We start from the raw sequence: 16262 nt of genomic DNA on the forward strand, positions 1-16262 counted from the left end.
TCTATGGGCAACAGGATGGCGAAGGGACACGTCGAACGCTCGAATCACGAGCGCAATGGAATGGAAACGGAGGCGCGTCTGTCTGGACGCCCCCGCTCGCAACGACTGATGCGCGGGCTTGCCTGCTGGCTCGCGTTGCAAACCGCGTTGGCGGCGCCGCTGGCTTCGGCGGCTGAAGTGGCCGCGGCGGCCATGAGCGGCGCGAGTGCGTCGCAAACGTCGCCAGCGGCAGCGGCCCCTGGCGCGCCGGCTGCGCGCGTCGCCACCGGCGTGGGCAGTGTGCCCGCGCCGAGCGCGGCCGTCCTCTACGATTCGAACACAATCGCGCAAGCGCAACTGGCCACGCCCACACCGGCGCTCGCCGCCTCGTCGGTGAAAGCCTTGGGGATCAGAACGCCGACCACCGCCGAACCGGGCACGGTGGTGCCGGGCGGCCGCCGTCAAACGCTCACGTTCGCCGACCTCGGCGCGCACGATCCGCTGCAACTGCGCGGCACCGACGGCCAGAACGGCGTCGCGTTCTCCGTGCGCGGCGACGAAGTGGTGACCGGCGCGATCCTGCATCTGGTCTACAGCTACTCGCCCGCGCTGCTCGCGAATATTTCCCAGCTAAAAGTGCTGGTGAACGGCGAAGTCGCCGCGACGCTGCCGGTGCCGCACGAACAGGCCGGCATGCTGGTGGCGCGCGACGTCTCGATCGATCCGCGTTTCATCACCGAATTCAACCACCTGAACGTGCAGTTGATCGGTCATTACACGACCAGTTGCGAGGACCCGGCGAATTCGTCGCTGTGGGCCACCGTCAGCAATGCGAGTTCGCTCGATCTGACCTACGCGTCGCTCGCCAGCAAGCCGGATCTCGCCGCCCTGCCGCAGCCGTTCTTCGACCGCCGCGACGTGCGCCGTCTCGAGCTGCCGTTCGTGTTCCCGCAAAAACCCGGCGCCGCGACGCTCGAAGCGGGCGGCATCGTCGCATCCTGGTTCGGCGCGCTCGCCGGCTATCGCGGCGCGGTGTTTCCGGCGCAACTGGATAACGCGCCGCTGTCGGGTAATGCCGTCGTGTTCGCGACCGACGACCAGCGCCCGGCCGGTGTGACGATTCCGGCGATTTCCGGCCCTACGATCGCGGTGGTGGATCGCGAAGCGCCGGCGCGCGGCAAGCTGCTGCTCGTGCTCGGCCGGACCGAGGCCGAACTGAAAACCGCTGCCAAAGCGCTCGGTATCGGCCAGAACACGCTCGCCGGCCCGAGCGCGACGATCACGCAATTGAACGAACTCATGCCGCGTGCGCCGTACGACGCGCCAAACTGGCTGCCGACTAACCGTCCGGTGCGTTTCGGCGAACTCGCCGACCCGCGCGACCTGACGGTGTCCGGCTATGACGCCGACGCCGTGCGCGTCAATCTGCGCGTGCCGCCCGATCTGTTCATGTGGCACACCCTGGGCGCGCCGATCGATCTGCGCTACCGCTATACGGTGCGTCCGCTGCGCGACCGTTCGTCGCTGAACGTCAGCGTCAATGACGGCTTCGTGCAGGCCCTGCCGATTCCGGCCGAGTCGGCCTCGGTGTTCGAGTTGGGCCATTACTTCGAGCGCGTGTTGCCGGACAAGACCGCCGAAGCCCGTCGCACCGTGCATATTCCGCCGCTGCTGCTGACGCCGCGCGCCCAGGTGCGTATGCATTTCTTCTACGACATTCCGAACACCGGCGAATGCCACGGCCGTCTGCTGGAAAACGTGGTCGGCGCCATCGATCCGAACTCGACCATCGACCTCTCGTCGTTCCCGCATTACATGGCGCTGCCCGACCTCGCGGCCTTTGCCAATAGCGGCTTCCCGTTCACACGAATGGCCGATCTCTCCGAGACCGCCGTGGTCCTGCCGAACGAGGCCGATTCGAGCGACTACAGCCTGTTTCTGCTGACCATGGGCCGCATGGGCGCATCGACGGGTTATCCGGTGAACGGCGTCACCGTCGGCACGGCCGACGACGTCGACAAGTACGCCAGCAAGGACCTGCTGATTTTCGGCGCGCCGGGCAAGCAACCGCTGCTGCAGCGTTGGGCCAAGTCGATGCCGTTCTCCAGCGACGGCGATTCGCGCACCTTCTCGCTCTCGGACGTGGCCTTCAAACTCGAGGACTGGTGGCATGGCGAACGCGGTGTCGAACGCTCGCCGGCACGCGCCGATCTGACGCTCGTGAGTTCGAACGGCGATGCGCTCCTGACCGGTTTCGAATCGCCGCTGCAGAAGAACCGCAGCGCCGTCGCGCTGGTGAGCGCGGCCGGGCAGTCGGACGCCGATCTGTCCGCCGCCCTGCTCGACGCCGACGTGCTTCAGGAGATTCAAGGCGCGATGGCCGTGATCCATGGCCGCACCGTCACGATCACGTCGAACGGCGAAGCGTACTATGTCGGCCATTTGTCGCCGCAGGAGTATCTGCGCTGGGCGCTGTCGTCGCATCCGCTGTTGCTGATGCTGGGTGGCGTGCTCGCCGCGCTGATCATCGCGGGTCTCTTCTACCGGACGCTGCGCTCGATCGCCGCGCGCCGCCTAAAGGACTGATAGGACTGGTATGCGGGTTCGAAACAATAAGACACGTGTGGCGCTGACGCTCGGGCTTGGCTTCGGCCTTGTCCTTGCGGCGGCCACGTGTTTTGCCAATATCACGAAGGTGGCCCAGACCACTTCGACGCCCGGCCAGGCGGGTCAATGCAATATCGACTGGCCGGCGTACCGCTTCTTCGTCGAACACTTCGTGCAGGCCGATGGCCGCGTGATCGACTACTCCTCGCCGCAACTGAAGACCACCTCCGAGGGCCAGTCGTACGGCCTGTTCTTCGCGCTGGTCGCGAACGACCGCGCGACCTTCGACCGGCTCCTGAACTGGACTCGCACCAATCTCGCGGGCAATCAGTTCGATCCGCAAAACGTGCGGCTGCCGTCGTGGCTCTGGGGCAGGAAACCGGATGGCTCGTTCGGCGTGCTCGATCCGAATTCCGCATCCGACTCCGACCTGTGGATCGCCTACGATCTGCTGCAAGCCGGCCGCCTGTGGCATGAGGCGAGTTATACGCAACTCGGCCAGGCGCTCGCCGCGCAGATCGCGCGCCAGGAAATGACCACGCTGCCGGGCGTCGGCCCGATGCTGCTGCCCGGTCCGCAGGGCTTCAAAAATGGTGGCGTGACGCGTCTGAATCCGAGCTACCTGCCCTTGCCGGTGCTGCGCGCGCTCGCCAAAGACATGCCGAACGGCCCGTGGGCCAAGCTCGCCGACAGCGCCTACAAGCTGATCAAGACCACCGCGCCGCAAGGCTTCGCGCCCGACTGGGCGGCGTGGCAGAACGGCCAGTTCGTGGTCGATCCGAAAGAAGGCGACACCGGCAGCTACGACGCGATCCGTGTCTATCTGTGGGCCGGACTCACCTCGCCCGCCGATCCGCTCGCCAAACCCTGGCTCGCGGCCCTCGGCGGCATGCGCGCGAAGGTTGCGCAAAGCGGCATTCCGCCCGAGAAGGTTTCGTCGACCACGGGTACGGCGAGCGGCGAAGGACCGTTGAGCTACTGGGGCGCGCTCGCGCCGTACTTCAAGGCGCTCGACGACGAGCGCGGCCTCGGTCTCGCGCGCACCCATCTCGCCGTGCTCGACACCAATGTGCCGGGCCGCGAACCGGTTTATTACGATCGTGTGCTGGGCTTGTTCGGCACCGGATTCATCGACGGCCGCTATCGTTTCGACGAAGCCGGCCGTCTCGTGCCGAGTTGGAGAAATGCATGCGATTGAGCGCCCTCGCGTTTTCATTGCGGTTCGCGCTGAGCCTCACGGCCGTCTGCTGCGTGGCGACGGCTTCGCCTGACGCGTTGGCGCAGACGTCGAAAGATCCCTTGAACGTGCTGATCGATCAGGGCAAGTACTGGCAATCGCATCACCGCGGCGACCTCGCTGAGCAGGCGTGGCAGAAAGTGTTGCGCATCGACCCGAAGCAACCCGATGCGCTATACGGCATGGGCATGGTGCTCGCCGACCGCAAGGACGGCGCCGGCGCGCAGCAATATCTGGCGCGTCTGAAAGCGGTCGCGCCGAACTATCCGAACCTGGACGAACTGGGCCGGCGCCTCGGCGAATCGAGTCTGCGTGACCAGACTGTCAACGACGCGCGGCGGCTCGCGCAAAGCGGTCAAAGCGCGAGCGCGGTAGAGGAGTATCAGCGCGCGTTGAACGGCAAGCCGGCCACGCCCGCACTGCAACTCGAGTATTACCAGGCGCTGTCGGCCACGCCGCAAGGCTGGGACCTGGCGCGCCGCGGCCTCGAACAACTCGCACGCGACAACCCCGACGACCCGCGCTACGCCCTCGCCTACGCACAGCATCTGACGTATCGCGATACGACGCGCCGCGACGGTATCGCGCGGCTGCAGAAGCTTGCCGGCGACAGCACCGTCGGCGCGTCGGCGAAAAAGAGCTGGCGGCAGGCGCTGTTGTGGCTCGACGCACGGCCCTCGGACGCCGCGCTGTACGAGGCGTATCTGCAAGGTGCAACCGACGACGCCGCGGTCAAGGCGCGCTTCGAATCGATGGTTCAGCAGGACAAGGTAGCCCGCGATCGGGCCCAGGAAAATGCCGCCGTCGACGCCCGCGGCCGCACCATCGCTGACGGTTTCGCCGCGCTCGATCGGGGCGACCTCGGCACGGCACGCGCGAAGTTTTCGTCAGTACTGGCAAATAGTCCGAACGATACCGACGCGCTCGGCGGCATGGGTATCGCCGCGTTGAAGCAGGAAAAATTCGCCGAAGCCCGCAACTATCTGGAGCGCGCGTCGCGCAACGGCAATCCTGCGCGCTGGAAAACCGCGCTCGATAGCGCGACCTACTGGACCTATACCAGCGACGCCATCGGCGCGCGCAGCAACGGCGAATTGGCGAAGGCGAAGTCGCTGTTCGAACGCGCGATCGCGCTGAATCCGTCCGACGTCACCGCGCAGGTGCTGCTCGGCGAGATGCTGCTTTCGAACGGCGACCCGGTCGGCGCGGAACAGGCCTACCGGATGGCACTGCGCCGCCAGGCCGACAATCCCGATGCGATTCGCGGCCTCGTCGGTTCGCTCGCCGCGCAAGGCCGTGGCGACGAAGCGCTGCAATTCGCCAATCAACTGAACAGCGAACAACAATCGAAGGCCGGCGGCATCAACCGGCTGCGTGGCGAAGCGCAGGCCGCGCAGGCACGCGCGGCCGAAGCGCGCGGCGATCTCGGCAGCGCGCGCAGCCTGTTCGAAGACGCCCTGTTGAACGATCCTGACGATCCCTGGTTGCGCCTCGACCTCGCGCGTATTTACGTGCGCCAGGGCGCGGTTGCGAATGCCCGCAGCATGATGGACGGTCTCCTCGCCGCGCATCCCGACATGACCGACGCGCTCTACGCGAGCGCGTTGCTGTCGGCGGAAACGCAGGACTGGACGGCCGGTCTCGCGCAACTCGAACGGATTCCGGCCGCGCAACGCACCGACGCAATGACCACTTTGCAGCATCGCTTGTGGGTGCATCAGCAGGCCGACCTCGCGACGCGGATGGCGCGCAACGGCCAGTCGCAACAAGCGCTGGCGACGTTGCACACCGCCGAACCGGTCGCCGGCAACAACCCCGAACTGATCGGCGTGATCGCTGCCGCGTATCAACAGGCCGGCGACCCGAATCGCGCGTTGGGCCTCGTGCGCAGCGCCATGAACGCGGCGCCTGGCAACACCGATTTGCTGCTGCAATACGCGGGCATTCTCTCTGCTACGCAGCAGGAAGCCGAACTCAGCATGGTGATGCGGCGGCTCGCATCGATGCAATTGACGCCGCAGCAGCGCACGGATTTTGGCAATCTGAATCTGGGGATCGTCATCAAGCAATGCGACGCGGTGCGTCAGCGCGGCGATCTCGCCAGCGCCTACGACGTGATCGCGCCGTGGCTGGCGGCGATGCCCGACAATCCCGATCTGCAAGCCGCCCTCGGCCGCCTCTATTCGAGCGCCGGCGACGATCGCAATGCGCTCGCCAGTTACCGCGTCGCGTTGCAACGCAAGCCCGACGACCTGAACCTGCTGCAAGCGACGATCTCTGCGGCGGCCGGCGCGAAGCAGTTCAGCTATGCCGAATCGCTCGCCAACCAGGCTCTTGCAGCGGCGCCGAGTGACCCCGGCGTGCTGGCGACGGTCGGCCGGATGTATCGCGCCGAAGGCAAGCTGTCGCTCGCGTCGACTTATCTGCAACGCTCGCTGATCGCGGCCAATACACCGCTCATGGCCAACGCGGCACGCGCGAACGCGCCGAGCAACGTGCCGCGTGGCTGGGAAGTCGCGATGCGGCGGATCGGCGCGACGCCGTTGCCGGGCGTCAATCCCTTCGAAGGTAAAACCGCAACGATCTCGCCGACCGACGCCGACAACGCCGCGCTCGCAGGTGGCGGCTTCAATGCCGCGCGTGCATCGCTCCCGTACTCGCAGTCCTCCTTGCCGTCCCAGACCGTGCCGAACTATCCGCCGCCCTCGCAGCCCACGCCGTACGTCGCGCCTTATACGGCGCCTGCACAGCCGTATGTGCCCAACGCCGCGCCCACCGCCGTTCCCTATAACGCGCCACGTCCCGGCACCAACGCGGATGGCTACGGCCAGGAGACCAACGGGTCGAGCCAGTCGGGCGCGCCGTTGCAGCCATACCCGGGTCAAGGCCAGGCGCAGATGCAGCCGATGCAGCAAGCTCCACAACAGCAGTACAACCCGGCGTATCCGCAGCAGGCGCCTTATCCGCAGCAAGCCGGCTATCCGCAACAAGGTGGATATCCTCAACAGGCGCAATATCAGCAGCAGGCGCCCTACCCACAGCAGCCGGACGGCTATGCAACGACGCCGTGGCCGATGTCGCCTGCGGCACGCGAAGCGCAGGCCAATGCCGGTTCGATGCAACAGCCGCGTTACTCAGGCTCGGCCACGAGCACGAAACGCACGACCAGCAAGAAGCAAAGCGCGTCGAAGAGCAACCACAACGCGCAAGCCTATGCGCAGGCGCCGTATGGGCAGCAACAAGCTTATCCCCAGCAGCAACAGCCCTATTACGGCCAGCAGCCTTATCCGCAGCAGCAGGGTTACGCACAGCAAGGTTACGCGCAGCAGCCTTACCAGCCGGTGCCGCCGCAACAGGCCTACGGTCAGCAGCCCTATCAGCCGTACCCGAATCAGGGCTCGGGTTATTACGCGCAACAACAGCAGCCGTATATTCCGCAACCGCCGACCGGTTACGCGCAGGCGTATTACCCTCAACAACCCGGCGCGAACGGTAACGGCGGCAACTACACGCAACCGAATGTCGCCAACACGCAGACGCTCGGGGTGGCCGAAGAGCTGGCGCAGGTCAATCGCGAGCAGGCGAGCACCGTGTCGGGCGGGATCGTGTTCCGCAACCGCACGGGCGAGGACGGTCTGTCGACGCTGACGGATATTGAAGCGCCGATTCAGGGGCGCATCAAGGCCGGCAACGGCCACATCGTTGTGACGGCGACGCCGGTTACGCTCGATGCCGGCACTGCCGCGGGCAATCTGTCGACGCTCGCGCGATTCGGCGCGGGACTGTCCAATAGCACGTCTGCGAACGCGGCGATTGCGGGCAACAACACCTATGGCAGCCAGACCGCCAGTGGCGTGGGCTTGTCACTCGGTTACGAAGGCCGCAGCATCAGCGGCGATGTTGGCGTGACGCCGCTCGGTTTCCCCGAGAAGACTATTGTGGGGGGCGCGCAATACAACGGCGCCATTACGGACAAAGTGTCGTATTCGCTGGCGGTCGCGCGCCGCGCGGTGACGGACAGCCTGCTGTCGTATGCTGGTGCGCGCGATTCGGGCTCCGGCCTCGAGTGGGGCGGCGTCACCTCCAACGGCGGCCTCGCCAGCCTTGCATGGGATGACGGCACCAGCGGCCTGTATGTGAACGCCGCGTACCAGCACTACATGGGCTATCACGTCGCAAGCAATAACGCATACAAAGGCGGCGGCGGTATCTACACGCGTCTGTTGAAGGATGCCGATCAGACGCTGACTATCGGTGTGAACACGACGCTGATGACCTATAACAGGAACCTGTCGTACTTCACGTATGGTCAGGGCGGGTACTTCAGTCCGCAGCAGTACATGATCCTGAATTTGCCGGTGGAGTGGACTGGGCGCAATGGTCTGTTTACTTATGACATGAAGGGGTCGATCGGCGTGCAGCATTATCGGCAGGATCAGTCGAATTACTTCCCGATCGATCCTCAGCTCCAGAGTAATGCGGCGAAGCAAGCGAATTTCATCGGCACGGGCGTGGATAGCAATGCGGTTTATCCTGGGCAGAGTAAGACGGGGGTTTCTTATTCGCTTAGCGCTGTGGGGGAGTATCAACTGGCTCCGCAGTTGGCGTTTGGGGCGACTGCGTCGCTCGGCAATGCTTATGAGTATCGTGAGTGGCTTGCAGCCGTTTATGTGCGGTATAGCTTTAGCAAGCAGACGGGGTTGCAGCCGTTTCCGCCTACGCCGGTCAGTTCGCCTTATTTGTCGTTGTCGAACTAGCGGTTCTCTTTTGCCTTTGGCGGCGGCATTGTCTGTGTTCTTAGGGCTTTGGCCTTTCCTTGAATTGTTAGTGGTCTATTAGTGTTGCCCCTGTGCGGGGCGGCACCTACTTTTCTTTGCTTGCCGCAAAGAAAAGTAGGCAAAAGAAAGCGGCTCAAACCGCTACTGCTAAGTGGGCACCGTGGTCTGCTGCGGGTAGTGGTGCATCTGGAATCCGTGTTCGTGCACCTGCATACGTCAGTGACAAGGGCGTCATACTTCCGGCGACGCTGCGCGCGCCGAAGAGTACTTCTTAAAACCACCCGCTACGTTTTGACGCTTGCGTCTCGCCACCGGACCGTGGCTCGTCATTGCACCACCGCAGCCGCAGCCGCAGCCGCAGCCGTGACTGTAACCGCGACCGGGACGGTGATTGCAGCACACCGAAAAATCATTTGAAGTGGGGGTTTCCGGGTGAGTGCAGAGGCGCGTCGCCGAGGCGAAGCCGATGGCCCCCGCTGCGCCCAACCGAAGCCCCTGGTTTCCCTGGCAGACCCGTCCGCGACGCACGCAGTGCGGAGTGGGAGCTGATGAGTCCTTTGCCACTGGCGCGGAATGCGCGAGAACACAGATTCCAGATGCACCACTACCCGTTGCAAACCACGGTGCCCACTTAGCATTAGCGGTTTAAGCTGCTTTCTCTTGCCTACTTCTCTTTGCAGCCGGCAAAGAGAAGTAGGTGCCGCCCCGCACAGGGGCAACGCTAATAGACCACTAACAATTCAAGGAAAGGCCAAAGCCCTAAGAACCCTGACAAAAAGCGCCGCGCAGGCAACCAGCTCAAGAACAGGCCCCCCCATTAAAAAAACACAAACCAAAAGACAGACAAAAAGCCGCCCTTCTTTCCGCTATTCAACACCCTGCCTGCACAAGCCAGGTAAAAGTTCCCAACCCCTCCGCATACATCGGTTCGGCTAAACCCGCAAAGCCCTCTAGAGAGGGTCCCCACCCAACCGTTGTGACCTACAATTATTCCTGCCGCGTGGCCGCTTCGCGCCCGCTGTGCACGGCAGAAGATTCATCCCGCCTCCTGCTGAACATTCACGCGCCCCATGCGCGCCGGCAGAGTGGGGACACACTCATTGACGTGACCTCTGTGGAGCGCAGCTATGCCATTTCCGGCACAAGACCATGGCTGCCCCGGCTGGAACGGGGAAATGGCGCGACGCATCAGCGAATTCGACTGGGCCGCCACCGACCTCGGCGCGATAGAAAACTGGCAGCGCAGTCTGACCGCCACCGTCCAGATGCTGCTCGCCTCACCCGTGCCCCTCGTACTTCTATGGGGCAAACCCGGCTACATGATCTACAACGACGCCTACGCGATATTCGCAGGCGGACGGCATCCGTATCTGCTCGGCTGTCCAGTCGAGGACGGCTGGCCGGAGGTCGCCGATTTCAACCGTCATGTGATGACGACATGTCTTGCCGGCGGCACCCTGTCGTATCGCGACAAGGAACTGGTCCTGCTGCGCGACGGCAAGCCCGAAGACGTCTGGATGGACCTCTACTACAGCCCGGTCGCCGACGACAGCGGCGCACCCGCGGGCGTCCTCGCGATGGTCGTCGAAACCACCACGCGCGTACTGACCGAACGCTGGCGGCAACATGCCGAGGCTGAACTGCGCGAAACCAACGAACGGCTGCAACTCGCGCTCAATACCGGCGCGGTGCTCGGCACATGGGTGCTCGATGCACGCACCGGCACCGTCACCGGTGACGAACGTTTCGCGCGTACCTTTTCGTTTCCGTTGGACGAGGCCGCGAAAGGGCTTGAGCGCAATGCCGCGACACAAGTGATCCATCCTGACGACCAGCCGCTCAACGACCGCCTGACGGTCGAAGCGATGCGCACCGGCCAGCCGTTTCGCGCCGAATACCGGATTCGCCGCCCCGATGGCGATTACATGTGGGTGCAGGCAAACGGCCAGTGCGAGTTCGACGAACAGGGGGAGCCGACGCGCTTTCCCGGCGTGCTGATCGACATCCACGAACGCAAGATCGCCGAACAATCGCTGCGCCAGTTGACCGAAACGCTCGAACAACGCGTCGCGGATGAAGTCGCGGCACGGGCGCTCGCCGAAGAACAGTTGCGCCAGGCCCAGAAGATGGAAGCGATCGGCAGCCTCACAGGCGGCGTCGCACACGACTTCAACAATGTGCTGCAAGTGATCAACGGCAATCTGCAGATGCTCGCGGCCGATGCCGGTGAGAGTCCGACCACGCTGCGGCGTTTGTCCGCCGCGACGGATGCCGTCAAACGCGGCGCAAAACTGGCCGCGCATCTGCTCGCCTTCGCGCGCCGTCAGCCGCTCTCGCCTACCGTGCTGAATCCGTGCCGCCTGCTCGCCGGCATGAGCGAGATGCTGCACCGAGCGCTCGGCGAGACCGTGAAGATCGAAACGGTGTTGAGCGACGACCTGTGGAATGTGCAGGCCGATCGCAATCAACTCGAAAACGCCCTGCTCAATCTTGCGATCAATGCGCGCGACGCGATGCAAGCCGACGGCACGCTCACCGTTCGCGCGACAAACCGCGTGCTGGACCATGCGTTTTGCCGCGGCAAGCCGGAACTCTCGCCAGGCGAGTACGTAGTGTTCTCAGTAAACGACACGGGCACCGGCATGAAGCCCGAAATCCTGGAGCGCGTGTTCGAACCGTTCTTCACGACCAAGCCCGACGGCCACGGCACGGGCCTCGGCTTAAGCATGGTGTTCGGCTTCGTCAGGCAAAGCGGCGGCCATACGGTGATAGACAGCGAAGTGGGACGCGGCACCACTGTCTCGCTGTTCTTCCCGCGCTGCTGCGAGCCGGAAACAGTCGAAGCTGTCGATCAGACCTCGGCGCCGGTGGGTGGCGGCGAAACGATTCTGGTTGTCGAAGACGATGCGGATGTCCGCCTGACCGCCGTCGAAATGCTCGCTCAACTCGGCTATAAAGTCCTGACTGCGTCGAGTGGCGACGCGGCGCTCGAATTCATCGACAGCGATGTGTCGATCGATCTGCTGTTTACCGATGTCGTGATGCCCGGCCAGGTAAAAAGCGTGGAACTGGCGCAGCGTGCAGCGGCGCGCTCGCCCGCGGTGCCGACACTCTTCACCTCAGGCTATACGCGCGACGAGATCGTCCATCACGGCAAGCTCGACGCCGGCATCACGCTGCTGTCCAAGCCTTACCGGCGCGACGACCTCGCGCGCAAGGTGCGCAGCGTGCTGCGCGGCGCCGGCGTCGCCAGCGTGAGTGACGGGCAGATTTCCCCCTGCGTACCGCGCACGGTCTACGATCCGGCCAGTGCAGCCGAAGCGTCAGAAGCATCCGAGGCATGCGTAACGTCCGATCCGCGCAGAAGCCTGCACGAGCCAACCGCTTTGGGAAAAAGTTCGCTTGCCAACTCGCCGACAGGTTCGTTGGCGGAGTCCATGGCAAGCCTGCCGTCGCACCCGCCCGGCACGCCGGCTCGCGTGCTGCTGGTCGAAGACGACGCCGATTCGCGCGACGCCCTCTGCGATCTGCTCGGTGCGCTGGGTCTCGACTGCACCGCGGTCGGGAGCGCCGAAGAAGCGCTGCCGCTCGTGCCCGCGCAACGTTTCGACGTCCTATTCACGGACCTGACCTTGCCCGGCATGTCCGGCGACAACCTGGCGCGCGCGGTGCTGAGTCGGCAGCCTGACATCCGCGTGTTGCTGGTGTCAGGTTATGGAGAGAACGCCGAGATCGGCGACACCATCCCGGGCGCACGGCAGCTCGGCAAGCCGCTCGATATCTCGCAGTTGCGGCGTGAACTCGCGGAGTGGCTCGATCACACGGAGGCGGCTTCCTAGGCTCGCCTACACCCGGCAACCAACACGACTCCGCCGATGGACATCCGCTGCGGCACCGCAGGCTGGACCGACAAAACGCTGATCGCCTGCAAGCGGTTTTACCCGCCCGGCAGCAGCAGCGCTGAAGCCCGGCTGCGCTTTTACGCATCGCAGTTTCCATTGGTCGAAGTCGATTCGGCCTACTACGCGATGCCGTCGGCAAGCAACGCGCAGTTGTGGACCGAACGCACGCCGGAAGGCTTCACGTTCAACTGCAAGGCGTTTCGGCTGTTTACCGGGCATCAGACTTCGCCCGACGTCCTGCCGAAAGACATTGCAATGGCGCTGCCGGAAGGCATCACGGGTCCGCGCAAGAAAAACGTCTACTACCGCGACATGCCCGCCGAGATCCTCGACGAACTTTGGCGGCGCTATCTGGAAGCGCTGGAGCCGTTGCGCGTGACCGGCCGGCTCGGCGCGGTGCTGTTCCAGTTCGCGCCGTGGATCACCCGCGCGCCGGACGGTCTCGCGCTCGTGGAAGAATGCCGGGCGCGCATGGCGGGCTACATAATGGCCGCCGAGTTTCGCAATCAGTCCTGGTTCGACGATCAGCACGCGTCATGGACGCTCAACTTTCTGCGCGAGCGCAGCCTCGTCCACGTGATCGTCGACGCACCGCCGGATGTGACGAACCGCGTGCACACCATCTGGGAAGCAACCCATCCTGAGCTCGCAATGGTGCGTCTGCACGGCCGCAATACGCAGACATGGAGCGCAACGGGCGCGGCGAGCGCGGCCGATCGCTTCGACTACGACTACAGCGACGACGAGCTGACCGGACTAGCCCCCTCGATCCGCGCAATCGCGACGCGGGCGGGCCGCACCCACGTCATCTTCAATAACTGCTTCGAGGACCAGGGGCAGCGCAACGCGCGGACGCTAATGAGCATTCTGGGGGCGGAGGCGAACCCGCCATGAAACGTTTCGATGGCCGGCTGCAAAGGCAGCAACCGGCCAGCATCGGTCGTTCGACAAGGTTGTGCCGATCGTCGACAATGCTCCGTCTGGCTAGTTGGATGGCGCGTCATCATCGCCGATACGCCGCACGACATTCAATATTTTTTAACCGGGACTAGAGTTTGTCGACGGTAATCGCGTCGCTACGGGACGACTATGAATCAGGTACTACTGGACAACATTTCAGAGGAGCTTTGGGGCGGTGGTTTGAACTACTGTGTGTTTCTTAAGACGTACACGGTTGCGGCCGCCAATCTTCATCAATCTGCCGAGTTAATCTCGGCTGCGCTTGGTGAGGGAACAATCGTAGTTGATGTCGCGGAGGTAGGTGTTGAGTCAGTCGTCGAGACCGTAAAATCCAGTCTTCTCTATGCTGGCGACAATTCGGCAGGACCATCAAAAGAAGCTCTCGAATCGGAGGTCCTAGCGGGAATGGTGGGCGAGCTTTTGTCGGAATTGCGTCTTTTGATGGCGAAGGCAACGAGTGTCGAAGCGTTCGCATTTGAGGCAGGACATCCGTTCTATCCAGTCTTTTGGGACTTTGCCTTTATATTCCGAAGTGCTTCGAATGCCACGATTTTCATCGGCGCAAGTTCAGACTGAGCGCGAGTCGTAACTGTTACCGACGAACGTCCGCTATCGGGTTCCCCGGAAGACCGCTTCGGGTCGGCTACGGAAGTTCGGCACCAGGGGAAATCCAACACCATCCCGACGGCGCTGAACTTCCGGGTTCGTGGGCGAGCGAACCCAATGAGCGCCGGGCACTTTGTGACATCAATACATCAAGCGCCGGGGAGCGGCGCACGGAGGACTATTCGTCCCACATGGGATAGCCATATCGCCGCGATTGCCGCCACCGGTAGTTCGGAGAATCCTAAATCCGATATTGCACGCGGCCTTCGCGAGACGCAACGGGTTGGGGCGCTCAGTTACGATGTGAAGCAGTAGTGGGTGATGGAAAGTTACCCTTGGCGGCAAGTACTCGATTTCGCCCCGTGCTCTTTGCCTCATACAAAGCCTTGTCGGCAGCCAGTATCAGCTCCGTAGGCTCGCCCGCGCCTCGAATCGGGATCCGGGCGTCAACACCTGCGCTTATCGTGACGAAGCCAGTTGGGTTGCCCGAATGTTCAATTTCCAGACTACGGATAGCGCTACGAATATTGTCCGCGATTGCTACAGCACGAGCTACATCGGTGTTCGGAAGAAGCACTGCAATCTCCTCTCCACCATAGCGGGCGGCAAGGTCTCCCGGACGTCCGGCTGTCAGGTCCCTGATGAGACCGCTAATCGTTCGCAGGCATTCGTCGCCCGCTGCATGCCCGTAAATGTCGTTGTATTGCTTGAAGCAATCGACATCCAGCATGATCAGTGCGAGAGCACTCGCGTGACGCGTGGCGCGACTGAATTCGTTATGCAATGCGACATCGAATTGGCGGCGATTTGCGAGCCCCGTCAGGCCGTCCTGCATTGCAAGTCGTTCAAGGGTCTGATTGAGCTTTTCAAGGGAGGCGTGCGTCTTTGTCAGTTCCGCCTCGGCAGTCGTTCGCAATTCGATCTGCCGGATCAGATGCCAGCCGAACAGGCCCACCACAACGACAAGGCAAAGCACGCCAGCGGAATGCCAGATCGTGTCGCGCCACCACTCATGCAAAATCTCATCCTTGGACAACGCAGCTGCTACAAAGACCGGATAGTTCGGGAGGCTACGATAACTGTTCAGCCGCGTGACGCCGTCCTGCGCCGACTTGATGATCGCCGTTCCGGCCGGACCCTGCGTTGTGTAATAGCGGTACAGCTCGGTTCCCCGCATGTTTTTGCCGATCACTTTTTCATCGAACGGTCGACGAATCAGCATCACACCGCTATTCAGGACGAGCGCAACGGCTCCCGCGTTGCCAATCTGAAGGCTATCGTAGAAGGCTTTGAAAAAATCAATATCGACGGTTGCCAACACAACGCCGCCGAAACTGCCGTCCGGTTTAATGATTCTCCTTGAAACGGGAATAACCCACTTTCCACTCGATCGGCTTACTACTGGGACGCCAATGTGCGGACCAGGATCAGCGTTGTCTCGATGGAAGACGAAATATTCGCGATCCGAGTTATTGAATCGATTGAGTGGCGTCGATGTGGAATTGACGATCCATATTCCGTTTTTGTCAAATACAAATAGACCGTCAAGCTGGGGAAGCCCCTGTCGGCGCATCACCAGGACGTCGTGCAGTCGTTTAAGAGCGGCCGGGCCGAGCCCGTCGTGCTGCACGCGCTCAACGATGCCCAGCAACGCCGTGTCTGCTTCCTTAAACGTGTCATCGGCCTGCTGAGCCATTGCCCGCGAGAGATTCGAGGTGGCGACGTCCATTTCGCCCAGCTCGACTGCCCGTGCATTCCAGCTTCGCCAGCCATCAAGCACAACGAGAGACAGGCAGACGATCACCACGAAGGTTATCGCGCGCCAGATGATGGACGGTCTATTCAAAATCAAACTATTCTCCGTGGACAGCCTGGATGCACTTGGCGGCGAGGCGTTTTCCGCTGGGAAAGTCGCCATAATCGCAAACGCATAGCGAGTATATCGGCATCCAGGCGCACATCTTGACGTTCGCCCGCTTGCGGGAGGTCTTGTGCACCGCGCCGCGAGTTCGCCACCAGACACAGGTGAGCACGCGGTATATGCACCAGCTGCTTCGAAGATCAGGGGCAGCGTAATGCGCGGACGCTGATGGGCCTTCTGGACGACGCAGCCGTCGTGCCGGCGCGCTAGCCCGCGCAATCCATTTGCTCGTTGACGGCCAGACCCTCGCACGCAGTCGGCCAAGCGAGCTG

General features: G+C 63.1%; 7 protein-coding genes. 6 read left to right on the forward strand and 1 reads right to left on the reverse strand.

Annotated features, from left to right (window positions below; genetic code table 11):
* Positions 1 to 3 precede the first annotated feature (3 nt).
* From bcsB to M0D64_RS03220, 6 genes are all read left to right on the forward strand, one after another.
* Positions 4 to 2565 carry a cellulose biosynthesis cyclic di-GMP-binding regulatory protein BcsB gene (gene bcsB / locus M0D64_RS03195; protein WP_266256587.1) on the forward strand — a complete coding sequence of 854 codons (2562 nt, stop codon included), beginning with the start codon at positions 4 to 6 and terminating at the stop codon, positions 2563 to 2565.
* Positions 2566 to 2575: 10 nt separating this feature from the next.
* The gene (bcsZ, locus tag M0D64_RS03200; protein WP_266256588.1) at positions 2576 to 3784 is read left to right on the forward strand and encodes a cellulose synthase complex periplasmic endoglucanase BcsZ; all 1209 of its coding nucleotides are present in this window, start codon (positions 2576 to 2578) and stop codon (positions 3782 to 3784) included.
* A complete protein-coding gene (locus tag M0D64_RS03205; protein ID WP_266256589.1) occupies positions 3775 to 8580 on the forward strand; it encodes a cellulose synthase subunit BcsC-related outer membrane protein in 4806 nt (1601 codons plus the stop codon). Before bcsZ ends, M0D64_RS03205 begins: the two co-directional genes overlap by 10 nt.
* A 1148-nt stretch (positions 8581 to 9728) precedes the next feature.
* A complete protein-coding gene (locus M0D64_RS03210) occupies positions 9729 to 12440 on the forward strand; it encodes a response regulator (protein ID WP_266256590.1) in 2712 nt (903 codons plus the stop codon).
* Between the two features lie 36 nt (positions 12441 to 12476).
* Entirely contained in the window at positions 12477 to 13397 is a 921-nt protein-coding gene (locus M0D64_RS03215) for a DUF72 domain-containing protein (protein WP_266256591.1), read from the forward strand.
* A 195-nt stretch (positions 13398 to 13592) separates the two neighbouring features.
* Positions 13593 to 14039: a hypothetical protein gene (locus tag M0D64_RS03220; protein ID WP_266256592.1), complete on the forward strand. Its 447-nt coding sequence runs from the start codon at positions 13593 to 13595 to the stop codon at positions 14037 to 14039.
* Between the two features lie 322 nt (positions 14040 to 14361).
* Here the strand turns inward: M0D64_RS03220 and M0D64_RS03225 are convergent, their stop codons facing one another.
* The gene (locus M0D64_RS03225) at positions 14362 to 15921 is read right to left on the reverse strand and encodes a diguanylate cyclase (protein WP_308101714.1); all 1560 of its coding nucleotides are present in this window, start codon (positions 15919 to 15921) and stop codon (positions 14362 to 14364) included.
* Positions 15922 to 16262: the final 341 nt, after the last annotated feature.

This window comes from Paraburkholderia sp. WS6 (genome assembly GCF_030464835.1).
GTDB classification, from domain to species: domain Bacteria; phylum Pseudomonadota; class Gammaproteobacteria; order Burkholderiales; family Burkholderiaceae; genus Paraburkholderia; species Paraburkholderia madseniana.

What these genes read in the sequence shown, in the direction of transcription:
- bcsB (WP_266256587.1), top strand. Translation starts at nt 4, where the DNA reads ATGGGCAACAGGATGGCGAAGGGACACGTCGAACGCTCGAATCACGAG.
- bcsZ (WP_266256588.1), top strand. Translation starts at nt 2,576, where the DNA reads ATGCGGGTTCGAAACAATAAGACACGTGTGGCGCTGACGCTCGGGCTT.
- M0D64_RS03205 (WP_266256589.1), top strand. Translation starts at nt 3,775, where the DNA reads ATGCGATTGAGCGCCCTCGCGTTTTCATTGCGGTTCGCGCTGAGCCTC.
- M0D64_RS03210 (WP_266256590.1), top strand. Translation starts at nt 9,729, where the DNA reads ATGCCATTTCCGGCACAAGACCATGGCTGCCCCGGCTGGAACGGGGAA.
- M0D64_RS03215 (WP_266256591.1), top strand. Translation starts at nt 12,477, where the DNA reads ATGGACATCCGCTGCGGCACCGCAGGCTGGACCGACAAAACGCTGATC.
- M0D64_RS03220 (WP_266256592.1), top strand. Translation starts at nt 13,593, where the DNA reads ATGAATCAGGTACTACTGGACAACATTTCAGAGGAGCTTTGGGGCGGT.